Here is a 20,316-nt window from a genome sequence, read left to right as displayed (position 1 = left end):
TCAGGATGACGACTTACAACTGGGATCTGATCGAGCGTTTGCTGCATGAGGTGCAGAACGGCGAGGGCAGCTTTGCCCCGCGTAAATACGCTGAGCAAGAAGCGGCCGAGAAGGCTACTGCGGGCGAGTCTACCGGCAACCTGGATGCATTGAAGAAGACCGCTGCCGATTACGAAGCACTGTTGTTCAAGCGCGGGTTTATTGAAACCCGTCCGGAAGAAGAGGGTGGCAATGGTGAGAATTTCATCCTGACAGCGCTGGGCGCGCAATTGCTGGCGCTGATCGACAGCTCGATTCCGGGCAATGATCACCCGCGCCAAGTACTGGATGAACAGGCCGACGCGCTGGACCCGGCGACCTTCGCTGAAGTGGCCTCCAAGGCACAGATCGCCTGAAGAGACGCGCTGAAGACGTATGTGGGAGGGGGCGCTGGCCCACTCTTATCAAACCTCAAATCAGCTACTGATTTTAAAGAGTTAAAATTTAGTCTTTAAAACCAGATATTTTGGAGGCAGCGTACGCGTACCCCTGTGGGAGCGGGCTTGCCCGCGAAAGCGGTGGGTCAGTCAACATCAACGGTTGCTGGGCCGACGCCTTCGCGAGCAAGCCCGCTCCCACAGAAAAGCAGCGAGCCTGCCGCATGACAGCGTCACATTGAAGATGTGGTGGGTACCCCCCACATTAGTTTGCATTGGCCTTCAAGCATTTGAGCGCCTTGAAATCGCTGCGCATACCCTCGATCTTTTGCGTCAGCTTCAATCGCTGCTGCACCGTGCTTTCAGCTATCAGGTCTACGATCAGGCTGGGCGCCGCGGCTTCGGTCTGGGCGTAGGCTGCTTGGTATTGCGGGGTCCAGAGACGCTCTCGTTCTACCAGCAACTGCTGCATTTTCTGCGGGAAGTCGGCGCTATGGCGTTGCTGCACGGCCTCGATAAACTGCGCCTGCCAATGCGCGCGGTTAGCGATCCACTCTTGGTTTTGCTCACCCAACTCTATGGACCATGCCGTGACCCGATTCTGCTGGCTGGCACTCAGCGGGCCCATCCAGGCATCCAGGCGTTTACTCATGCGCTGGGCGCGCTCCTTGATTTGTTGCGCCAGCGGCGGCTTGAGGTATTCGTCTTGGCGTTTGCGCAGGTCCTTGACCAAGGCATCGTTCATGTCCTTGACCTGTTGATCATCCAGGCCTTGGAGCAATTGCACGGCTGACGGGGTGATTTCCCGCGCAATCTCGGCAATGGCTTGTTTGGCCTCGACAGTTCGGGCTTGCAATGCGGCGTCGGTGACCTGGTTGCTGTCGACCATTTGCTGCAGGCGGTCCAGCCAGTCCAGGTAACCTGGCAATTGCGTGGTGCAATGCCAGGCCAGGTGTTCCTTGAGCGTGTCGTTGAACCAGCTCTTCTGCCCGGCGTTCATGTCCAGGTAGTCGTTGAGGGTCCAGGGGATGATCACGTCGAGATTACGGTAGGCAAGGCCCACGCGATTGCAGCCGGCGAGCACCAGGCTCAGGGTCAGCAATACCATCAGGAGTTTAAGCCGACGCAACATGGGCGAGTCCTTGCACGGATGGGGTTAATGCATGTGAACCTGCGCCGGGTGCGACAGTTCAGCCCATCAATAAAACGACCGGACAGCCTTCAAGGTCAACAGGCCGTCACATTGCGAATTGTGTCCGGAGTAGGCCGAGCAGTCACCGCCGCTGAGGCTGGAGTCGCTGTAGATCAGGTCCAGGTCAATACCCTTCCAGGCCCTGGAAAATTGCACCGACCAGTCGCTGAAACTGCTGATGGCACCGCTCTCTACCGAGACCGGTGTACCCAATTGATGGGTGGTGTATTTCATGCTGACGCCGATGCCAAAAGGCTGGGTACCGCCGAGGTCGGCAAACAGGGTGCTGTCCTGGCGGTCGGGGTCGTTGCTGAAGGACACCCCGAAGCGGTTGCCCAGCAAGTTCAGGCCGCCGTAGAACTCCTGGCTGTCGAGGGGGCTGAGCTTGGGGTAGCTGTAGTGGATCAGGCCTACTTCGTAGCCCAAGGTCTGGTCGAAAGGGCGCTTGAAGCCCATGTAGGAGTCGACTTCGAGGTTGTTGGCCGATGAGAGGCCCATGTTGGGTGAATACTGGCCGACATACAGGCCGCTATCGTGGGTAAGGTCCAGGCCACCGTGAAATGATCCGCTGCCAGGGGAGGTAGGCTTTACCAGGCCCTGGGCCATGCTGCGGCTGGGGGTGGTGCCCAATTTCAGGTCGAAGTCACCCAATTCACGCTGGAAGATTTGCGCTTCGGCCAAAGGGCTGGCGACCAGGATACTGACCAGGAAAATGCAGCGTTTAAGCATGCTTCACTCCATGAAAAGCGAGGAGCAGTAACGGATGGATTCGGGCAGATGCCCGTGCTAGACGTGTGCAAGGATACCGGCGAATGCCAGGCGCTGAGGCCCGTTCGTCGATTAGCTTGATATTGAATGGCGTGCGAGGGGGGTTGAACTCTAGTCCTAGCGCCTTGAAGGCAAGACGCTTAGGGACCAGATGGTGTGCTGGGTATTACTTCTTACCCAGGCTGATCTGCTTGGACGGGCCGAAAGTCTGGCCGCTCACGCCTTTGGCAATCTGCTGGATTTCGCCGCCCTGCTTGAGGAATGCAGCAATCTGGCTGTTGATCGATTCGCTGGTTTCAACGGCGGGAGCTGGCTTTGCTTTGCTGTTGGATGCTTTTACGCGCATGGCGGCCACTAACCTGTAGAAAATTAACTTGGCCAGGCATCGTACAGGAAATACTTGACAATTGCTTGGCAAATATCCCTGAGGAGTAATTGCCAAACCGTGAAACAACCGAAGTTAATCGATGAAATAAAGCGCTAACTTGCTGTTTTAGCTCGAAACCATTGGACGCGTGGGGGCTGGCGGCATGGCAAAATTCAACCGCTTGATCAGACGAGTGGGGTGATGCCAGTGGAACGCCATGCCAGCCCGCGATTTTTCAGGCGTGCGCGCGTACGGGGCGCAACTCGGGTAGAATGCCGCCCACGTAATGAGGGTATTGGAAATGGCTTTAGTCGGGCGCTACAACAGCTTGCAAGTGGTCAAGCACACTAACTTTGGTTTGTACCTCGATGGTGCGCAAGATGGGGAAATCCTCTTGCCTAATCGGTATATCCCTAAAGATATTCCCAGCGAAGATGAAGACTGGCTTAACGTTTTCATTTATCTGGACAGCGATGACAAACTTATCGCCACCACCGAAAAACCCAAAGTTCAAGTCGGTGAATTTGCCAGTTTGAAAGTTGTGGAAGTCAACAGTATCGGTGTGTTCCTCGATTGGGGGCTGCCAAAGGATCTGCTGTTGCCGTATTCAGAAGAAAAACGCCAGCTGACGGCGGGTGAATATTGCGTGGTGCACGTCTACCTCGACAAACACACCAAGCGCATCACTGCCACTGCACGTCTTGACCGCTACCTGGATAAGACGCCAGCCAACTACCAGGTGGGCCAGGAAGTCGACCTGCTGGTGGCCGAAGCTACGGACATGGGCTTCAAAGCGATCATCAACAACAAGCACTGGGGCCTGATCCACAAGAACGAAGTGTTCAAGTTCCTGCGCCCGGGCAAGGAAGAGAAAGGCTTCATTAAAGAGATCCGCGCCGATGGCAACATCAGCTTGAGCCTGCAACCGGTTGGCCAGGAAGCGGCCTCCAGCCTGAACTCGAAGATCCTCGCCAAGTTGCGCGACAACAACGGCACCCTGCCGGTCAGCGATAAAAGCGACCCGGCGTTGATCAGCAACTTGTTCGGCGTGAGCAAGGGCAACTTCAAGAAGGCCATTGGTGCGCTCTACAAACAAGGTCAGATCGTGATTCATGCGGATCGCATTGAACTAAGCTGAGCACGACTTGCTCTTCTGTAGGAGCGAGCTTGCTCGCGAAAATATTCCAGGCGCAGTGTGGCGTCGGATGTACGTTTTTCGCGAGCAAGCTCGCTCCTACAAAGGCTTGTGTCATGTCCAAGAGAACGCTGTTCGCCTACCTCGGTACCTTGCTCGCCTTCCTCGTGCTTGACGGCCTATGGCTCGGTGTCCTGATGGGCCCTACCTACAAATCCCTGCTCGGCCCGCTGATGCTTGATCAGCCGCGCCTGTTGCCTGCGGTATTGTTCTATCTCCTGTATGTGCTCGGTTGTGTAGTGTTGGTGGTCTTGCCCAGTGCAAGTTGGCAACGCGCTGCGCGTTCAGGCGCCTTGCTTGGCCTGGTGGCCTACGGCACTTATGACTTGAGCAACTGGGCCACGCTTCAAGGCTGGTCGGCCGGGTTGGCGGTGATGGACATGGCGTGGGGCACCTGCTTAACCGCCGTTTGCTGCGCTGTCGGCTACGTGTGTGCACATCGGATGCACCGGTAGTGGGCGGTTGATCAGTACTGAGCCCGCCAATAACAAACCGGCACCGGCAACCACCAGCGCCGGCTGCAGGCCACCACTGAGGTGGCTGCTCACCGACGCCAGCAACGGCCCGCTCAGTTGGCCGATGGCAAAGCTGGCAGTCAGCAACCCAGTGCTGCGTTGATAGCCGTGGGGCGCGACCTCCCGCAAGCGCGCCATCACCAGTTGCATGCACGCCAGGAAGGGCGCGCCGCACAGCAATACACCGAGCGCCAGGCCCCAACTATTGCCGAGCAGGCAAGCGAACACCCCCGCCGCTTGCAGCCATAAGGTCGCCATCAGCCAGCGGCGGGTGGTGTGCGGGTTTTTGCGGCGCAGGCTAGTCACCACTACACCCAGTGCGGCCGCCAGGCCAAAGCAAGGCCAGAACAGATCGGCTTGCCAGGCGCCTTTGAACTGCGCGTTGGCCATCTGCGAGAGAAAGGTCGCCGGGATGATGTAGCCCAGGCCGTACAAGAAGTAAATCCAGCACAGGTGCACGATGCTGCCGTTGTTGCCCGCGCTTGTCGCCTGTGTGACCGCGATGGTCGGCTTCGGTAAAAACGGTAGGATCGCCAGCAGCATAAGCAGCGCAACCAGGCCGTAGACTAGCCACAGCGTGGCAGAACTTTGCCCCATCAGGTTCGAGCCCAGCGCCAGCAAACCCGTCAGTAAAATCCCCAGCCCAGGTCCGGCAAATATCAACGCGCCCAGGCGGGGCCTGCCGGCGGCAATCGCCAGTGGCTGGCTCAAACTGGTGATCATCACCAACACCCAGGCGCTGGCCACGCCGGTGCCGAAGCGCAACACCAAGTGTGGCCAGAACCCATCGGCCCAGTACGACGCCAGTGTCAGCAATACGCAGAGCCACAGCCCGCCGTAGAGGCGCCCGCGTACATGGTGGTGGCTACGGGCGAAGATCGAGTCCACTGCGCCAACGAAGTAGCCCAGGTAATTGGCAGCTGCGATCAACCCGGCACCGGTCAGGTCGATCTGGCCTTCGCTGAGCAAATGCGGCATTTGCGGGGTGAGGGCGAAGCGGCCAATGCCCATGGCCATCATCAGGGCGATAAAGCTGGCGAGTAAGCGAATCAGCGGTGACATGCTCAGGTTTCCTACAAGGAAGCGAATGACTTGTAGGCTAGGGCGGATTGATTTTCTGTTAAATTGAATAATAGTGAGTAACTTGTTCAGTTTTGGAGAAGGGTATGGAGTTCAGTCAATTGCGGATTTTCCAAGCCGTGGCAGAGGAGGGCTCCATCACCCGTGCGGCCGAGCGCCTGCACCGCGTGCCATCGAACCTGTCAACCCGGCTAAAACAGATGGAGGAGCAACTCGGCGTTGAACTGTTCGTACGCGAACGCCAGCGCTTGCAACTTTCTCCTGCGGGCAAAGTGCTGCTGGACTACAGCACCCGACTGCTGGCGTTGCACGACGAAGCCCATGGCGCCGTACAAGGTGGGCAACCGGCCGGCGATTTTGTATTGGGCAGCATGTACAGCACCGCCGCGATTCATTTGCCCAAGTTATTGGCGCACTATCACAAGGCTTACCCGATGGTGAACTTGCAGGTGCAATCGGCGCCCAGTGGGGAATTACTGGAAGGTTTGATCATGGGCCGGCTGGATGCGGCCTTGGTGGACGGCCCGTTGACGATCGCTGCCCTGGATGGCGTACCGCTGTGCGAGGAGCGCCTGGTATTGATTTGCGAGGCCGATCACCCGCCGGTACGCGGTCCCCAGGATGTGGCTGGCCGTTCGGTGTTCACTTTCCGACGCAGCTGCGCCTACCGCACGCGCTTGGAAACCTGGTTTTCCCACGAGCGCGTGGCCATGGGGCGCGCTATCGAGATCGAATCCTACCAAGGCATGCTCGCTTGCGTGATCGCCGGTTCAGGGGTGGCGTTGATGTCCGAATCGATGCTCGACAGCCTTCCGGGAAAGGACAGCGTGTCCGTTCATCCGCTGACCGGGCCTTTTGCCACTGCTACCACTTGGCTGATGTGGCGAAAAGGTATGCTCGGCGCTAACCTCAATGCATGGATCGACCTGCAGCAAGAGGGCAGAGCAGCGCATTTGCCAGACACCCGCGCGACGGCGTGAACGTTCCGTCAGGATTCGGATCAATCCAGTAATAGTTCGTTGTGGTTTCGTTCAAGCATTGCGTAGGACTTAGGGCTACTATCACTGTAGGAAACGGCGACAGAACTCACGCCGACCAGCATTACCCTCAAAGGGGGCAACCATGAAAGAGAAAATCCAGAACTGGCTCCACGATCTTGGCGTTGCGCTGGGCTTGATCGAGCCACCGCTGCAACCGGTGCCGATCCGTACGGATGATGAGCAGCGTCGGCCACGCCGCCGCTAAGCACTCGCTCTCACAATTGTTGTGTGCAGGGCAAAAAAAACTGGCGCGACCTCCGACGTCGCGCCCGCTGAAGTAACTCGCTAGATCCTTTTATAGCTCAAACTGTCCGAGCCGCCACCGTCTGAGGTCGGCGCGAGAGCAAGCTCACCAACACAAAACTCACCAGCGCTACTGCCAGGCTGTAGTAAATCGGCGTGTTAGCGTCCAGCCCATCCTTGAACATAAACACCAGTGCGGTCACGAAGCCCAGGCTCATGGAGGTGATTGCTCCCGAAGTCGTCGCCCGTTTCCAGAAGATCGCGCCGATCAATGGCACCAACATACCGCCGACCAACAGGTTATACGCCAGGGTCAGGGCGCTGATCACGTCGTTCACCACCAGGGCGATACCCAGTACGGCAATGCCAGTCAACAGGGTGAACAGGCGGTTGATGCGCAGGCTTGATTGCTTGCCGCCGCGCAGCCGAGGCAGCAGGTCTTCGGTCAATACGGTGGAGGCGGCGAGCAGTCCGGCGCTGGCGGTGGACATCATGGCGGCCAGCGCGGCGGCGATCACCAGGCCACGGATGCCGTCCGGCAACGAGGCCTTGACGATGGCGGCGAAGGCATTGTTGACGTTATCCAGGTCCGGGATCAGTACGTGTGCCGCCATGCCGATCAGCGCACAGGCCAGGCCGTAGAGGATGCAGTAGAAACCGGCGAAGGTGCCGGCGTACTGGGCGACCTTTTCGTCACGGGCAGTGAACACACGCTGCCAGATATCCTGGCCGATCAGGATGCCGAAGAAGTAGATCATGAAGTAAGTGATGATCGTGTCCCAGCCGATAGCGGTGAAGCTGAAGTTCGACGCGGGTAGCTTGGCCACCAGTTCATCCCAGCCACCGACGCGGTACAGGCAGATAGGCAGCAGGATAAACATCAGGCCGACAGTCTTGATCACGAACTGTACGATGTCGGTGAGGGTCAGCGACCACATGCCACCGATGGTCGAATACACCACCACCACGCCACCGCCCACCAGCACCGACATCCAGAAGGGCAGGTCGAACAGCACTTGCAGCACGGTGCCGATGGCCAGGATCGAGGTCACGCCGATCATCAATGCGTAGGCGAGCATGATCACCGCACTGGCCTGGCGGGCCATGGGGTTGTAGCGTTTTTCCAGGACCTGGGTGACGGTAAAGATTTTCAGCTTCAACAGCGGCTTGGCCAGGAACAGGTTGAGCGCAATGATCCCCGCACCCAGCGCGGCACACAGCCAGAAACCTGAAATACCGTGCACATACCCAAGGCGCACGGTGCCGACGGTGGAAGCCCCACCCAATACCGTAGCGGCCATGGTGCCCATGTACAGCGACGGGCCGAGGTTACGGCCGGCCACCAGGTAGTCTTCGTGGGTCTTGGCGCGGCGCATGCCGAAGTAGCCGAGCACGAGCATGCCGGCGGCGTAGAGGAGTACGACGAATAAATCCAAAGCCATGACGGTTCTCCGATTATCTTTTTTATGGGTGATCAGGCGGCAGCCGGCTCCGTAAACACGCGAGCAAAAGTCAGGTATATCGAGGGATGGGGGGCTTTGTGACCCCCGTAGTTGTTAGGGTGGAAGGACTTTGTTGTTATTTCATACCCTGTGCGCGCTCATCAGCGATGCACCACCCCAGGCAGTACGCAGAGCATCTCGTACAGCAGGTTGGCGCCCAGCAACGAGGTGTTGCCGGTGGTGTCATAAGGCGGCGAAACTTCTACCAGGTCGCAACCAATCAAGTCGAGGCCCTGGCAGCCGCGGATGATTTCGATGGCCTGGATGGTGGTCAGCCCGCCGATTTCCGGGGTGCCGGTGCCGGGCGCCCAGGCGGGGTCGATGCCGTCGATGTCGAAGCTCAGGTACACCGGGCCACCGCCGACTTTCTCGCGCACTTCAGCCATCAGCGGCGCGAGGGAGTGGTGCCAGCATTCTTCGGCCTGTACGACGCGAAAGCCCTGTTTGCGGCTCCAGTTGAAGTCTTCGGCGGTGTAGCCCTGGGCGCGCAGGCCGATCTGCACCACGCGGTCGCAATCGAGCAAGCCTTCTTCCACGGCGCGGCGGAAGGTGGTGCCGTGGGCGATTTTCTCGCCGAACATATGGTCGTTGACGTCGGCATGGGCATCGATGTGCACCAGCCCGACCTTGCCGTGTTTCTTGTGGATCGCCCGCAGGATCGGCAGGGTGATGGTGTGGTCGCCGCCCAGGGTCAGGGGGATCACGTCATGCTCGAGGATTTCATCGTAGGCTTCTTCAATGATGCGCACGGCGTCGAGCAGGTTGAAGGTGTTGATCGCCACGTCGCCGATATCGGCCACCGACAGCGAATCGAACGGTGCCGCGCCGGTGGCCATGTTGTACGGGCGAATCATCACTGACTCGGCACGGATCTCCCGTGGGCCGAAACGCGTACCGGCGCGCAACGAGGTGCCGATATCCAGGGGCACGCCGATAAAGGCCGCATCCAGGCCCTTGGCGGTTTGCAGGTGGGGAAGACGCATCATGGTGGCGATGCCGGCGAAGCGCGGCATTTCGTTGCCGCCCAGTGGTTGGTGGAAAATCTTGTCCACGGATTGCCTCATCGTTGTTTTGTTTATTAGGGGCCGATTCTGCGAAAAGCCTGGCGTAGGAAGAATCGGCAGGGGCAAATACTTAGTTCAGATTTTTCTGAACTAAAGCTTGAGGTAAACTCGCCCCCACAGGTTTTTGTGTGCCTCTGGAGACCCCATGGCCAACGCCTTGCCCGACCTGAAACTCCTGCGCATCTTCGTCAGCGTTGTGCGCCACCAGGGGTTCGCCAATGCCCAGCACGAACTCAACCTGTCGACGTCGGCGATCAGCACTTACATGAGCCAGCTCGAATCAGCCCTGGGCCTGGTGCTGTGCCATCGCGGGCGCGGCGGCTTCAGCCTGACCAGCAAGGGCGAACTGTTTTATCAGGAAACTCTGCGCCTGTTGGGCGAACTGGAAGGCTTCGAGCAGTACGCTGCTGCATTGAAAGGCGAGCTGCGCGGTACTCTCAAGCTCGGCGTGCTCGACTCCACCGTCAGCGACAAGGCCTTGCCCTTCGCCGAAGTCATCGGCGCCTACAGCCTGGAGCACCCGGCGGTACACCTGCATCTGTCGGTGATGAGTCCCTACGAACTGCAGCTGGGCGTGCAGGACAACCGTCTGGACCTGGCCATCGGCGCCTTTTCCAATCGTATGAGCGGGCTGATCTATATGCCGCTGTACCGCGAGCAGCACTGGCTGTATTGCAGCAATCGGCACTCGTTGTTCAACGAGCGGCGCATTCCCGAGCAGGTCATTACTCAGCAACGCATGGTCGGGCGCGGCTACTGGAGTCAGGCCGGGCTGGCGCGCCACGGTTTCAAGCACAGCGCCGCGACGGTGGAAAGTATGGAGGCGCAACTGATCCTGGTGCTGTCCGGCGCCTACATCGGCTACCTGCCCGAACACTACGCACAAGCCTGGGCCGACAAGGGCGACCTGCGCGTCTTGTTGCCCGCCACTTTCGGCTACCAGGCACCGTTTTCAATGATCATGCGCCGTGGCCGCAGCCGCGAACCGCTGATCCAGACCTTCCGTGACTTGCTCAAGACCCAGCTCAATCAGGCCTGAAAATCATGTCCAGACCCCAATGCCCGCGCTGCCTCAGGCCGACCACTCACTGTCTCTGTGCGCTGATCCCCAGCCTCGACAGCCGCACCCGCGTATTGCTGTTGCAGCACCCGAGCGAGGTCAGCCATGCGCTCAATACCGCACGGTTGGCGACGGCGGGCCTGAATAATGCGCAGTTGGTAGTGGGGGAGGTGTTTGATGATCTGACGACGTTATTGAACCCGCCTGGGTACCAGGCGCGGTTGTTGTTTCCTGCCGATGACGCCCAGCCTTTGCAAGCCTATGCGCCCGGTGATCTGCCGCTGTTGCTGGTGGTGCCCGATGGTACTTGGCGCAAGGCACGCAAACTGCTGCACCTCAATCCTCTGCTGGCGGCGTTGCCCCGGGTGGCATTGGCTGACGGCGGCATCTCCCGGTATCGCTTGCGCAAGGCACCGGGGCCTGGAGCCTTGTCGACGGTCGAAGCGATCGTGCAAGCGCTGCAGGTAATGGAAGCGCCAGCATCGTTCGAGCTGCTGCTCAAACCCTTTGAGGCACTGATCGAAGGGCAGATTGCTGCGATGGGTGAAGAGGTTTTCCAGAGAAATCATGGCGACGGGCGGCAGGAATAACAGGTTTATCGATGCGTCTGCACAGCCAACACTTGATTGGCTTATTCCTATAAGCAATAAGCACCACACTTTGCGTGATATGGCCCGTCGGCCTTTCCCGGTATGATGTTCGCCCCCGCAGTCTGGATTGCGAATACGCCATGACCTTGCAGTACCCAACAATCGCCGATTGCGTCGGCAACACGCCCCTGGTCCGCTTGCAACGCATGGCGGGTGAAACCAGCAACACCCTGTTGCTCAAGCTCGAAGGGAACAACCCGGCCGGCTCCGTCAAGGACCGCCCGGCGTTGTCGATGATCGCCCGCGCCGAGCTGCGCGGGCAGATCAAGCCCGGCGACACCCTGATTGAAGCCACCTCGGGTAACACCGGGATCGCCCTGGCCATGGCCGCGGCGATCAAGGGCTACAAGATGGTGCTGATCATGCCCGACAACGGCAGTGCCGAGCGCAAGGCGGCGATGACCGCTTATGGCGCCCAGCTTATTCTGGTGAGCCAGGAAGAAGGCATGGAAGGTGCCCGTGACCTCGCCGAACGCATGGCCGCCGAAGGCCGTGGCGTGGTGTTGGACCAGTTCGCCAACGGTGACAACCCCGAGGCGCACTACACCAGCACCGGCCCGGAAATCTGGCGCCAGACCCAGGGCACCATCACCCATTTCGTCAGCTCCATGGGCACCACCGGTACCATCATGGGCAACTCGCGCTACCTCAAGGAGCAGAACCCGGCGATCCAGATCGTCGGCCTGCAACCGATGGAGGGCGCGGCCATCCCGGGCATCCGCCGCTGGCCCGAAGAGTACTTGCCGAAGATCTACAACGCCACGCGGGTAGACCGCATCATCGACATGGCCCAGCGCGAAGCCGAAGACACCACGCGCCGCCTGGCCCGTGAAGAAGGCATCTTCTGTGGCGTGTCCTCTGGTGGCGCCGTGGCCGGTATGTTGCGCTTGTCCAAGGAAGTGGAAAACGCGGTGATCGTCGCGATCATCTGTGACCGAGGCGACCGCTACCTGTCGACCGGCATTTTCGACGAACCCAACTGATGGCCAAGCACGAGAGGGGCCTGCGCTTCCAACCGACGGGCGGCAGCCGGGCCCCGCAGATTCCAGTCGGCAAGAAACAGCGCCTGACTATCGAGCGCCTGGCCAATGATGGCCGTGGCATTGTGTTCTTTGAAGGCCGTACCTGGTTCGTGAATGGTGCGCTGGCCGGCGAAGAAGTCGAAGCACGGGTATTGGGCACCCATGGCAAAGTAGTGGAAGCCCGCACCGAGCGGGTGTTCAAGGCCAGCGAACTGCGTCGCCCCGCACCCTGCGCCCACGTTGGCCGCTGTGGCGGCTGCAGCGTGCAGCACCTGCCCCATGATCAACAACTTGCCCTGAAACAGCGCATGCTCGCCGAGCAACTGTCCCGGGTGGCGGGTGTCGAACCGCAAGAGTGGGCGCCGCCTTTGAGCGGGCCGGAGTTCGGTTATCGGCGCCGTGCCCGCGTGGCCGTGCGCTGGGATGCCAAGGCGAAAAAACTCGAAGTGGGTTTCCGTGCCGTGGCCAGCCAGGACATCGTCGCCATCGATGAGTGCCCGGTGCTGGTACAAGCCTTGCAACCGATCATGCAGCGCTTGCCGAATATGCTGCGGCGCTTGAGCAAACCGCAGGCGCTGGGGCATGTGGAGCTGTTCAGCGGTTCGTCCATCGCCGTGTTGCTGCGGCATATGGCGCCGTTGTCGGAAGCCGACCTGCTGATCCTGAAAGAATTCTGCACCTTCCATGGCGCTCAATTGTGGCTGCATGGCGAGGGCCAGCCGGAGCCTGTCGAGCCCGACCAGGCCCTGGGCTTTCGCTTGGACGCCTGGGATCTTGAGTTGGCTTACCGACCGGGAGATTTTGTGCAGGTCAACGCCGGGGTCAACCAGGCGATGGTCGCCCAAGCCCTGGAGTGGCTGGCGCCGCAGGCCGACGAACGGGTGCTGGATCTGTTTTGCGGCCTGGGCAACTTTGCCTTGCCACTGGCTCGCCAGGTGCGCGAAGTGGTGGCGGTGGAAGGTGTGCAGGCCATGGTTGAGCGTGCGGCACTCAATGCCCAGAGCAACAATGTGCATAACGCGCAGTTTTTTCAGGCGGATTTGTCCCAGCCTTTGACAGACGCAGAGTGGGCCAAACAGGGCTTTTCTGCGGTACTCTTGGACCCACCCCGCGATGGTGCCCTGGAGGTTGTGCGCAAGCTCGCCACCCTGGGCGCCAAGCGCCTGGTGTATGTGTCCTGCAACCCGGCCACGCTGGCGAGGGACACGGTTGAGTTGGTCAAGCAAGGCTACCGGCTAAAGCGTGCCGGGATCCTCGACATGTTTCCGCAGACCGCGCATGTCGAGGCCATGGCATTATTTGAAGCGGGCTAGGATGCCCGTTCAATCCGACCGGCCTGTCGTCTCCAGAGCGAGTGATCTGCCAGGGAGACCGCAGTGTGAGCTTTAGTGATAAAGCAGACCGGCGATGATTTTTGACGCACCTAAAGTGCGTCGTAGGGAAGGTAAGCAAGATGGTACAGGTGAGAGCACACCAGCCGATCAACACCGACGGCAGTATCAATCTCGAGGCATGGCTGGATCATGCCGTCAGTGTCGACCCGGCACTGGACCGTGAAGCCTTGAAAGCAGCCTGCGAGTTCGCTCGTGAGTCTGAACAGCAAGACAATGCAGCCAAGAACCTGTGGGCCGAAGGCACTTCAAGCTTTCGCACCGGGTTGGAAATCGCCGAGATCCTCGCCGATCTCAAGCTGGACCAGGATTCGCTGATCGCAGCCGTGCTCTATCGCGGCGTGCGTGAAGGGCATATTGCCTTGCCACTGGTCAGTCAGCGTTTCGGCGCCGTGGTGGCCAAGCTGATCGACGGCGTGCTGCGCATGGCGGCCATCAGCGCCAGCCTCAGCCCGCGCCAGTCGATGGTGCTGGGCACCCAGGGCCAGGTGGAAAACCTGCGCAAGATGCTGGTGGCGATGGTCGATGACGTACGCGTCGCGCTGATCAAGCTGGCTGAACGTACCTGCGCGATCCGCGCAGTGAAGACCGCCGACGACGAGAAGCGCAACCGCGTCGCCCGCGAAGTCTTCGATATCTACGCGCCGCTGGCCCACCGCCTGGGTATCGGCCATATCAAGTGGGAGCTGGAGGATCTGTCCTTCCGCTACCTCGAACCCGACCAATACAAGCAAATTGCCACGCTGCTGCACGAACGGCGCCTGGACCGCGAGCGCTTTATCAGCGATGTGATGGGCCAGTTGCGGTCTGAGTTGCAGGCGACCGGCGTCGACGCTGACATCAGCGGCCGGGCCAAGCATATCTATTCCATCTGGCGCAAAATGCAGCGCAAGGGCCTGGCCTTCAGCCAGATCTACGACGTGCGTGCGGTGCGCGTACTGGTGCCGGAAATGCGCGATTGCTACACCGCGCTGGGTATCGTCCACACCCTGTGGCGCCACATCCCCAAGGAATTCGACGACTACATCGCCAACCCCAAGGAAAACGGCTACCGCTCGCTGCACACTGCGGTGATCGGCCCCGAGGGCAAGGTGCTGGAAGTACAGATCCGCACCCACGCCATGCACGAAGAGGCCGAGCTGGGCGTGTGTGCGCACTGGCGCTACAAGGGCACTGACGTCAAGGCCGGGTCCAACCAGTACGAAGAGAAAATTTCCTGGCTGCGTCAAGTGCTGGAATGGCACGAGGAACTCGGCGACATCGGCGGGTTGGCCGAGCAACTGCGTGTCGACATCGAGCCGGACCGGGTCTATATCTTCACCCCCGACGGCCACGCCATCGACTTGCCCAAGGGCGCCACGCCGCTGGATTTCGCCTACCGCGTGCACACCGAAATCGGGCATAACTGCCGGGGCGCCAAGATCAACGGGCGCATCGTGCCGCTCAACTACAGCCTGCAAACCGGCGAACAGGTCGAGATCATCACCAGCAAGCACGGTACGCCGAGCCGCGACTGGTTGAACCCGAACCTGGGCTACATCACCACCTCGCGGGCGCGGGCGAAGATCGTCCACTGGTTCAAACTGCAGGCACGCGACCAGAACGTCGCCGCCGGCAAAACCCTGCTTGAACGCGAATTGGCGCGCCTGGGCCTGCCCCAGGTGGACTTCGACAAGCTGGCTGAAAAAGCCAACATGAAGATCGCCGAAGATATGTTCGCCGCCCTCGGTGCCGGCGACCTGCGCCTGGCGCAACTGGTCAACCTGGCCCAGCAACTGGTCGAGCCGGAACGCGGCAACGAACAGCTGGAACTGATCCCGCGCAAGGCCAACGGCTACAAGCCTGGCAAGCGGGGCGATATCCAGATCCAGGGCGTGGGCAACCTGATGACGCAAATGGCAGGCTGCTGCCAACCGCTGCCGGGCGACGCCATCGTCGGCTATATCACCCAGGGGCGTGGCGTGAGCATTCACCGCCAGGATTGCGCCTCGGTGCTGCAACTGGGCGGGCGCGAGCCGGAGCGGATCATCCAGGTCAGCTGGGGCCCGGTGCCGGTGCTGACCTACCCGGTGGACATCATCATTCGTGCCTACGACCGTTCCGGTTTGCTGCGTGATGTCTCGCAAGTGCTGCTCAACGAGCGGATCAACGTGCTGGCGGTCAACACCCGGTCGAACAAGGAGGACAACACCGCGTTGATGTCCCTGACCATCGAGATTCCGGGCTTGGATGCGTTGGGGCGGTTGCTGGGGCGGATTTCGCAGTTGCCGAACATCATCGAGACGCGGCGTAATCGCACACCATGATGTATTCACTTGAAGACTTGCTGCACCTGATGAACCGCCTGCGGGACCCGCAATACGGGTGCCCGTGGGACATCAAGCAAACCTACGCCACCATCGTCCCGCACACGCTGGAAGAAGCCTACGAAGTCGCCGACGCCATCGAGCGCGGCGACTTTGATCATCTGCAGGGAGAGCTGGGCGACCTGCTGTTCCAGGTGGTGTATTACAGCCAGTTGGCGCGGGAAGAAGGGCGCTTCGAATTTGCCGGGGTGATCGACAGCATCACGCGCAAGCTGATCCGGCGCCATCCCCATGTGTTTCCCACCGGCGACCTGTATGCGCCGCTGGATATCCCGCAATTGAGCGAAGAGCAGGTCAAGGAACGCTGGGAGCAGATCAAGGCCGAGGAGCGTGCAGAAAAATCCGACGCACCGGAGCAGCTTTCCCTGCTGGATGATGTACCCACTGCTTTGCCGTCCTTGTCCCGTGCCGCCAAATTGCAAAAGCGCGCCAGCCAGGTCGGTTTCGACTGGCCGGCCGCCTTGCCGGTAGTAGACAACGTGCGCGAAGAGTTGGACGAAGTGCTCGAAGCCATGGCTGATAATGATCCGCAGGCCATTGCCGATGAAGTCGGTGACCTGCTGTTTGCCGCGGTCAACCTGGCCCGTCACCTCAAGGTCGACCCGGAAGCCGCGTTGCGTGGCGCCAATGCCAAGTTCGAGCGACGTTTCCGATTTATCGAACAGGCATTGCGCGCTACCCACCAACCCATAGAAGATTGCACCCTCGAAGAGTTGGACGCCCTGTGGGGCGAAGCCAAACGTCAGGAAAAGAATGTGTCCAGCTGCGGTTGAGCAGTTGCCTAAGTGAGTAAGCACCATGAGCCTTTCCCTTCGCGACCAGTTGCTCAAAGCAGGTCTGGTCAACCAAAAGCAGGCCAAGCAGGTCGGCAAAGAGAAACAGAAGCAGCAGCGCCTGGTCCACAAAGGTCAAGCTGAAGTCGATGACACCCAGGCACGCCTGGCCGCCGAGGCCCATGCCGAGAAGGTCAAGCGTGACCAGGAGCTGAACCGTCAGCAACAGGAAAAGGCCGAGGCCAAGGCCCGTACGGCCCAGGTCAAGCAACTGATCGAGACCTCGCGCTTGCCCAAGCTGACGACCGAGGACTACTACAACTTCGTGGATGACAAGAAGGTCAAGCGCCTGTCGGTCAACACACTGATGCGCAACAAGCTGAGCAACGGCTCCCTGGCCATCGTGCACCACGGTGGCGGCTACGAGGTAATCCCTCGAGAAGCAGCGCTGAAGATCCAGGAGCGGGCGCCGGAACGTATCGTGCAGCTCAACATCCTCACCGAAAGCCAGGTACCGGATGAGGATGATCCTTACGCCGCGTACCAGATCCCGGATGATCTGATGTGGTAAGGCTGTAGAAACAACAAACCCCGCTTAAAAGGCGGGGTTTTTGTTTGTAGACGGCCCGGCTGCGTGGGCCGGGCGTCAACATGATTTCAGAGCTTCAGGAGCTTTTTGCCTGGCGTTGCAGTTCGAGAGTTTCGAGCTCGTTTTTATAATTGTGGGCGTCGTTCTCGTTGTGAAACATGCCGACCAATACGTCTTGCTGATGGACATCCCAGATGTGAATCCCGTGGCCTACTGCTTCATGGGACATATGTTCATCGTCGCGTTCAGTTACTTTTACAGTCATCTGCTTGCTCCAATCTCTGGTTGATCTGCGGCAAGTCGTCGCAGGCCTCTTTTATATTATTTGTTAGCTTGCTAAGTAAACGGGTTTTACGCGCAACAATTCATTGCAGCAAACGCAACAATCCCGCAGGCCGCGTAAACCGTGACATTGCGCCGCAGGGCCATGAGTTTTATGACAAAAGTTTCATGTTCGACGCTTCACATCAAAATCCCCAGGCAAAAAAAGCCCCGCATTCAGCGAGGCTTTCCCAGCACATCAGCGCAATCAGCTGCCCTTGACGGCCTGACCATCAACAGTGCCATCCTGCAGCATGATGTTGTATTCCTTGCCATCAGTCTCAACCTGACGCAGGGCTACCAGAATGCCGCCTTGGTCCTTGGCAAACCACATCTGGGTAATGCGCTTGCTCTGCGATGGGTCACGCACGCGCTCGACCTTGATCGCGTCGATTGAGCCTACCTTGGTCTGGACCTTTTCCGAGCCGATAACGCGGAAGTCGTAGGTATCGGTATCAGTGCCTTCGACCACACGATAGCTCATGCTTTTCTTGCCAGCGGCCACATCGCGCTGCAAGGCGAGCTGGTAGGTGGACTTGTCGAGCATGGCGCTTTCAAGCGTGACATTGACCGGGTCTTTATTTTCAAAGCCGGTCACTTTCTTGGCGCTCTGGTCGAAGTCCAGATTGATTTTCTTCGCCTTGCCCAGCCCGCCGCGCTCGAAGCTGTAGCTCTTGGGTTGCAGGGTGTCCCTGTCGAACAGGATCACGCTGGTTTCGGTCAGGCTGGCAATCATCATCGAGGCCTTGAAGTTCAAGGTCCAGGTGCCGTCGCCATTCTTGACCAGGCTGCGTTCAGCCGAACCACTCATGGGCAGCTGCTTCCAGTCGGCGGTGTAGCTGACGGAGAAAGGGTGAAGGTCTGCCGCTTGTACGGCAGGCAAAGCGAACAGCGCAAAAGCGAAGAGCAGGGCGCGACGCATAAAATCTCCTAGGTTCGAATCAAGTGGCCGCTGGCCGCGAGTAACTGACCGTCCAATAATGCACCTTGGTCACCGAGAATCAACCGCCCCTCGGCAAACCAGCGAACAGCCAGCGGGTAAATCCTGTGTTCCTGGGTATGAACCCGTTGCGCAAGCGTCTGCGCCGAGTCGCCTGACTCTACCGGAACCACTGCCTGTACGACCAGAGGCCCGCCATCGAGTTCCTCCGTGACAAAGTGCACGCTGCAGCCATGCTCGCTGTCACCGGCGTCGAGGGCGCGCTGATGGGTATGCATACCTTTGTACTTGGGCAGCAGGGAAGGGTGGATATTGAGCAAGCGCCCCTCGTAGTGCCTTACGAAATCTGCGCTGAGGATGCGCATGAAGCCGGCAAGCACCACGAGTTTGGGCGCGAAGGCGTCAATCAGTTCGATCAAGGCGCTGTCGAAGGCCTCGCGACCATCGAACGCCTTGTGATCCAGAGAGCGGGTGTCGATACCCGCGTCCCTGGCGCGTTGCAGGCCGTAGGCGTCGCTGCGGTTGGAAATCACCGCAGCGATGCGCACTGGGCTGTCGCCAGTGCGCGTGCTATCGATCAGGGCCTGCAAGTTACTGCCGGTGCCGGAAAGCAGCACCACGACATCACAGGTTGCAGGCATCAGTGTGCCTTAAGGTTCTTCAGTTCAACCTGGGCCGCGCCTTCCGGGGCGGTTGCGATCTGGCCGATGACCCATGGCTGTTCGCCGGCTTCACGCAATACGTTCAGTGCCGTTTCCACGTGCTCTTGTGCCACGCAGATGACCATGCCCACGCCGCAGTTCAGCACGCGGTGCATCTCGGTTTCGTTGACGTTGCCTTTTTCCTGCAGCCAATCGAAGACCGCCGGGCGCTGCCAGCTGGCCACGTCGACAATCGCCTGGGCGCCTTTTGGCAGGACGCGCGGGATGTTGTCCAGCAGGCCACCGCCGGTGATGTGGGCCATGGCCTTGACTGCGCCAGTGTCCTTGATCAGCTTGAGCAATGGCTTGACGTAGATACGGGTCGGGGCCATCAGCAGGTCGGTCAGTGGCTTGCCGTCGAGCTGGATGTTCTCGATGTCGGCGCCGGACACTTCGATGATCTTGCGGATCAGCGAGTAGCCATTGGAGTGCGGGCCGGACGATGGCAGGGCGAGCAGGGCGTCGCCGGCAGCCACTTTGGAGCCGTCGATGATCTCGGCTTTTTCGACAACACCAACGCAGAAGCCCGCCAGGTCGTAGTCTTCGCCTTCGTACATGCCTGGCATTTCAGCGGTTTCGCCGCCGACCAGGGAGCAACCCGACAGTTCGCAGCCAGCGCCGATGCCGGTCACGACTTGGGTCGCGGTCTCGACATTGAGCTTGCCGGTGGCGTAATAGTCGAGGAAGAACAACGGCTCGGCGCCGCACACCACCAGGTCGTTGACGCACATCGCAACCAGGTCGATGCCGATGCTGTCGTGCTTGTTCAGGTTCAGAGCCAGGCGCAGCTTGGTACCCACGCCGTCGGTGCCGGACACCAATACAGGCTGCTTGTAGCCGGCCGGGATTTCGCAGAGGGCGCCAAAACCGCCCAGGCCGCCCATGACTTCGGGGCGCGCAGTGCGCTTGGCGACGCTCTTGATGCGTTCGACCAATGCTTCACCGGCGTCGATGTCTACACCGGCGTCCTTGTAGCTCAGGGAGGGTTGCTTGCTCATGATCCAGGCCTTTAGGGGGGATTTCTGGGTAACGACCGGGCGGGCGCAGGCTTTTGGAAAAGGCCCTGCCGTTGACGGTCTGCGAAGGCGCGCGATTTTATCAGGCTTGAGGGGCAGCGGCCA

At 59.8% G+C, this 20,316-nt stretch carries 22 protein-coding genes; 12 read left to right on the top strand and 10 right to left on the bottom strand.

The window, feature by feature from the left end:
• Positions 1-5 precede the first annotated feature (5 nt).
• Positions 6-395, top strand: a complete 390-nt coding sequence (locus JFT66_RS02920; RefSeq protein WP_034117154.1) for a hypothetical protein — start codon at positions 6-8, stop codon at positions 393-395.
• A gap of 286 nt (positions 396-681) precedes the next feature.
• Here JFT66_RS02920 and JFT66_RS02915 read toward each other — a convergent pair whose 3' ends face one another.
• From JFT66_RS02915 to JFT66_RS02905, 3 genes are all read right to left on the bottom strand, one after another.
• Positions 682-1,548, bottom strand: coding sequence for a DUF6279 family lipoprotein (locus JFT66_RS02915; RefSeq protein ID WP_198858716.1), 867 nt, complete (start codon positions 1,546-1,548; stop codon positions 682-684).
• Between the two features lie 66 nt (positions 1,549-1,614).
• Positions 1,615-2,337, bottom strand: coding sequence for a TorF family putative porin (locus JFT66_RS02910; protein ID WP_034117152.1), 723 nt, complete (start codon positions 2,335-2,337; stop codon positions 1,615-1,617).
• Between the two features lie 205 nt (positions 2,338-2,542).
• Positions 2,543-2,722: a hypothetical protein gene (locus JFT66_RS02905; RefSeq protein ID WP_034117151.1), complete on the bottom strand. Its 180-nt coding sequence runs from the start codon at positions 2,720-2,722 to the stop codon at positions 2,543-2,545.
• A gap of 322 nt (positions 2,723-3,044) precedes the next feature.
• Between JFT66_RS02905 and JFT66_RS02900 the strand changes: the two genes are divergently transcribed.
• Both JFT66_RS02900 and JFT66_RS02895 read left to right on the top strand, forming a co-directional pair.
• Positions 3,045-3,881, top strand: coding sequence for a CvfB family protein (locus JFT66_RS02900; protein ID WP_034117150.1), 837 nt, complete (start codon positions 3,045-3,047; stop codon positions 3,879-3,881).
• A gap of 113 nt (positions 3,882-3,994) precedes the next feature.
• Entirely contained in the window at positions 3,995-4,393 is a 399-nt protein-coding gene (locus JFT66_RS02895; RefSeq protein WP_080752902.1) for a DUF2177 family protein, read from the top strand.
• On the opposite strand, the gene JFT66_RS02890 is transcribed toward JFT66_RS02895, so the two are convergent.
• Entirely contained in the window at positions 4,337-5,515 is a 1,179-nt protein-coding gene (locus JFT66_RS02890) for an MFS transporter (protein WP_198858715.1), read from the bottom strand. The genes JFT66_RS02895 and JFT66_RS02890 overlap by 57 nt on opposite strands.
• A gap of 104 nt (positions 5,516-5,619) precedes the next feature.
• On the opposite strand from JFT66_RS02890, the gene ptrR reads away from it, so the two are divergent.
• Positions 5,620-6,513 carry a putrescine utilization regulator PtrR gene (ptrR, locus tag JFT66_RS02885; protein WP_198858714.1) on the top strand — a complete coding sequence of 298 codons (894 nt, stop codon included), beginning with the start codon at positions 5,620-5,622 and terminating at the stop codon, positions 6,511-6,513.
• Positions 6,514-6,655: 142 nt separating this feature from the next.
• Complete coding sequence (locus JFT66_RS30005; RefSeq protein ID WP_003193089.1) at positions 6,656-6,778, top strand: PA1414 family protein; 123 nt, start codon at positions 6,656-6,658, stop codon at positions 6,776-6,778.
• A gap of 97 nt (positions 6,779-6,875) precedes the next feature.
• On the opposite strand, the gene JFT66_RS02880 is transcribed toward JFT66_RS30005, so the two are convergent.
• Both JFT66_RS02880 and speB read right to left on the bottom strand, forming a co-directional pair.
• Positions 6,876-8,258 (bottom strand): sodium:solute symporter, encoded by a 1,383-nt coding sequence (locus JFT66_RS02880; RefSeq protein WP_198858713.1) that lies wholly within the window; start codon positions 8,256-8,258, stop codon positions 6,876-6,878.
• A gap of 161 nt (positions 8,259-8,419) precedes the next feature.
• Entirely contained in the window at positions 8,420-9,370 is a 951-nt protein-coding gene (speB, locus tag JFT66_RS02875) for an agmatinase (protein ID WP_034117146.1), read from the bottom strand.
• A 157-nt stretch (positions 9,371-9,527) separates the two neighbouring features.
• Here speB and JFT66_RS02870 point away from each other — a divergent pair, with 157 nt between their 5' ends.
• The 7 genes from JFT66_RS02870 (at position 9,528) to JFT66_RS02840 (ending at position 17,215) form a co-directional block, all read left to right on the top strand.
• Positions 9,528-10,421 (top strand): LysR family transcriptional regulator, encoded by an 894-nt coding sequence (locus JFT66_RS02870; protein WP_198858712.1) that lies wholly within the window; start codon positions 9,528-9,530, stop codon positions 10,419-10,421.
• Between the two features lie 5 nt (positions 10,422-10,426).
• Entirely contained in the window at positions 10,427-11,032 is a 606-nt protein-coding gene (locus JFT66_RS02865; RefSeq protein WP_153838137.1) for a tRNA-uridine aminocarboxypropyltransferase, read from the top strand.
• 140 nt (positions 11,033-11,172) lie between these two features.
• A complete protein-coding gene (cysM, locus tag JFT66_RS02860) occupies positions 11,173-12,075 on the top strand; it encodes a cysteine synthase CysM (protein WP_005790197.1) in 903 nt (300 codons plus the stop codon).
• Positions 12,075-13,427, top strand: a complete 1,353-nt coding sequence (rlmD, locus tag JFT66_RS02855) for a 23S rRNA (uracil(1939)-C(5))-methyltransferase RlmD (protein ID WP_034117143.1) — start codon at positions 12,075-12,077, stop codon at positions 13,425-13,427. Before cysM ends, rlmD begins: the two co-directional genes overlap by 1 nt.
• Positions 13,428-13,567: 140 nt before the next feature.
• A complete protein-coding gene (gene relA, locus JFT66_RS02850; RefSeq protein ID WP_198858711.1) occupies positions 13,568-15,811 on the top strand; it encodes a GTP diphosphokinase in 2,244 nt (747 codons plus the stop codon).
• On the top strand, positions 15,811-16,644 hold the full coding sequence (mazG, locus tag JFT66_RS02845) for a nucleoside triphosphate pyrophosphohydrolase (RefSeq protein ID WP_198858811.1): 834 nt from the start codon (positions 15,811-15,813) through the stop codon (positions 16,642-16,644). Before relA ends, mazG begins: the two co-directional genes overlap by 1 nt.
• Positions 16,645-16,669: 25 nt before the next feature.
• Complete coding sequence (locus JFT66_RS02840; protein WP_014719402.1) at positions 16,670-17,215, top strand: DUF2058 domain-containing protein; 546 nt, start codon at positions 16,670-16,672, stop codon at positions 17,213-17,215.
• A gap of 94 nt (positions 17,216-17,309) precedes the next feature.
• Here JFT66_RS02840 and JFT66_RS02835 read toward each other — a convergent pair whose 3' ends face one another.
• From JFT66_RS02835 to purM, 4 genes are all read right to left on the bottom strand, one after another.
• Positions 17,310-17,498: a hypothetical protein gene (locus tag JFT66_RS02835; RefSeq protein WP_034117140.1), complete on the bottom strand. Its 189-nt coding sequence runs from the start codon at positions 17,496-17,498 to the stop codon at positions 17,310-17,312.
• A 264-nt stretch (positions 17,499-17,762) separates the two neighbouring features.
• Positions 17,763-18,476 carry a DUF3108 domain-containing protein gene (locus JFT66_RS02830; RefSeq protein ID WP_198858710.1) on the bottom strand — a complete coding sequence of 238 codons (714 nt, stop codon included), beginning with the start codon at positions 18,474-18,476 and terminating at the stop codon, positions 17,763-17,765.
• A gap of 8 nt (positions 18,477-18,484) precedes the next feature.
• Positions 18,485-19,135 (bottom strand): phosphoribosylglycinamide formyltransferase, encoded by a 651-nt coding sequence (purN, locus tag JFT66_RS02825; RefSeq protein WP_034117138.1) that lies wholly within the window; start codon positions 19,133-19,135, stop codon positions 18,485-18,487.
• Positions 19,135-20,193, bottom strand: a complete 1,059-nt coding sequence (gene purM / locus JFT66_RS02820) for a phosphoribosylformylglycinamidine cyclo-ligase (RefSeq protein ID WP_005790182.1) — start codon at positions 20,191-20,193, stop codon at positions 19,135-19,137. Before purM ends, purN begins: the two co-directional genes overlap by 1 nt.
• Between the last annotated feature and the right edge of the window lie 123 nt (positions 20,194-20,316).

Origin of the sequence: Pseudomonas sp. MF6755 (genome assembly GCF_016405635.1) — a bacterium.
Taxonomy (GTDB): domain Bacteria; phylum Pseudomonadota; class Gammaproteobacteria; order Pseudomonadales; family Pseudomonadaceae; genus Aquipseudomonas; species Aquipseudomonas haemolytica.
The sequence above is the reverse complement of the archived record's forward strand: the minus strand, read 5'-3'. Positions and strand labels throughout refer to the sequence as shown.

What these genes read in the sequence shown, in the direction of transcription:
- JFT66_RS02920 (WP_034117154.1), top strand. Translation starts at nt 6, where the DNA reads ATGACGACTTACAACTGGGATCTGATCGAGCGTTTGCTGCATGAGGTG.
- JFT66_RS02915 (WP_198858716.1), bottom strand. Translation starts at nt 1,548, where the DNA reads ATGTTGCGTCGGCTTAAACTCCTGATGGTATTGCTGACCCTGAGCCTG.
- JFT66_RS02910 (WP_034117152.1), bottom strand. Translation starts at nt 2,337, where the DNA reads ATGCTTAAACGCTGCATTTTCCTGGTCAGTATCCTGGTCGCCAGCCCT.
- JFT66_RS02905 (WP_034117151.1), bottom strand. Translation starts at nt 2,722, where the DNA reads ATGCGCGTAAAAGCATCCAACAGCAAAGCAAAGCCAGCTCCCGCCGTT.
- JFT66_RS02900 (WP_034117150.1), top strand. Translation starts at nt 3,045, where the DNA reads ATGGCTTTAGTCGGGCGCTACAACAGCTTGCAAGTGGTCAAGCACACT.
- JFT66_RS02895 (WP_080752902.1), top strand. Translation starts at nt 3,995, where the DNA reads ATGTCCAAGAGAACGCTGTTCGCCTACCTCGGTACCTTGCTCGCCTTC.
- JFT66_RS02890 (WP_198858715.1), bottom strand. Translation starts at nt 5,515, where the DNA reads ATGTCACCGCTGATTCGCTTACTCGCCAGCTTTATCGCCCTGATGATG.
- ptrR (WP_198858714.1), top strand. Translation starts at nt 5,620, where the DNA reads ATGGAGTTCAGTCAATTGCGGATTTTCCAAGCCGTGGCAGAGGAGGGC.
- JFT66_RS30005 (WP_003193089.1), top strand. Translation starts at nt 6,656, where the DNA reads ATGAAAGAGAAAATCCAGAACTGGCTCCACGATCTTGGCGTTGCGCTG.
- JFT66_RS02880 (WP_198858713.1), bottom strand. Translation starts at nt 8,258, where the DNA reads ATGGCTTTGGATTTATTCGTCGTACTCCTCTACGCCGCCGGCATGCTC.
- JFT66_RS02870 (WP_198858712.1), top strand. Translation starts at nt 9,528, where the DNA reads ATGGCCAACGCCTTGCCCGACCTGAAACTCCTGCGCATCTTCGTCAGC.
- JFT66_RS02865 (WP_153838137.1), top strand. Translation starts at nt 10,427, where the DNA reads ATGTCCAGACCCCAATGCCCGCGCTGCCTCAGGCCGACCACTCACTGT.
- cysM (WP_005790197.1), top strand. Translation starts at nt 11,173, where the DNA reads ATGACCTTGCAGTACCCAACAATCGCCGATTGCGTCGGCAACACGCCC.
- rlmD (WP_034117143.1), top strand. Translation starts at nt 12,075, where the DNA reads ATGGCCAAGCACGAGAGGGGCCTGCGCTTCCAACCGACGGGCGGCAGC.
- relA (WP_198858711.1), top strand. Translation starts at nt 13,568, where the DNA reads ATGGTACAGGTGAGAGCACACCAGCCGATCAACACCGACGGCAGTATC.
- mazG (WP_198858811.1), top strand. Translation starts at nt 15,811, where the DNA reads ATGTATTCACTTGAAGACTTGCTGCACCTGATGAACCGCCTGCGGGAC.
- JFT66_RS02840 (WP_014719402.1), top strand. Translation starts at nt 16,670, where the DNA reads ATGAGCCTTTCCCTTCGCGACCAGTTGCTCAAAGCAGGTCTGGTCAAC.
- JFT66_RS02835 (WP_034117140.1), bottom strand. Translation starts at nt 17,498, where the DNA reads ATGACTGTAAAAGTAACTGAACGCGACGATGAACATATGTCCCATGAA.
- JFT66_RS02830 (WP_198858710.1), bottom strand. Translation starts at nt 18,476, where the DNA reads ATGCGTCGCGCCCTGCTCTTCGCTTTTGCGCTGTTCGCTTTGCCTGCC.
- purN (WP_034117138.1), bottom strand. Translation starts at nt 19,135, where the DNA reads ATGCCTGCAACCTGTGATGTCGTGGTGCTGCTTTCCGGCACCGGCAGT.
- purM (WP_005790182.1), bottom strand. Translation starts at nt 20,193, where the DNA reads ATGAGCAAGCAACCCTCCCTGAGCTACAAGGACGCCGGTGTAGACATC.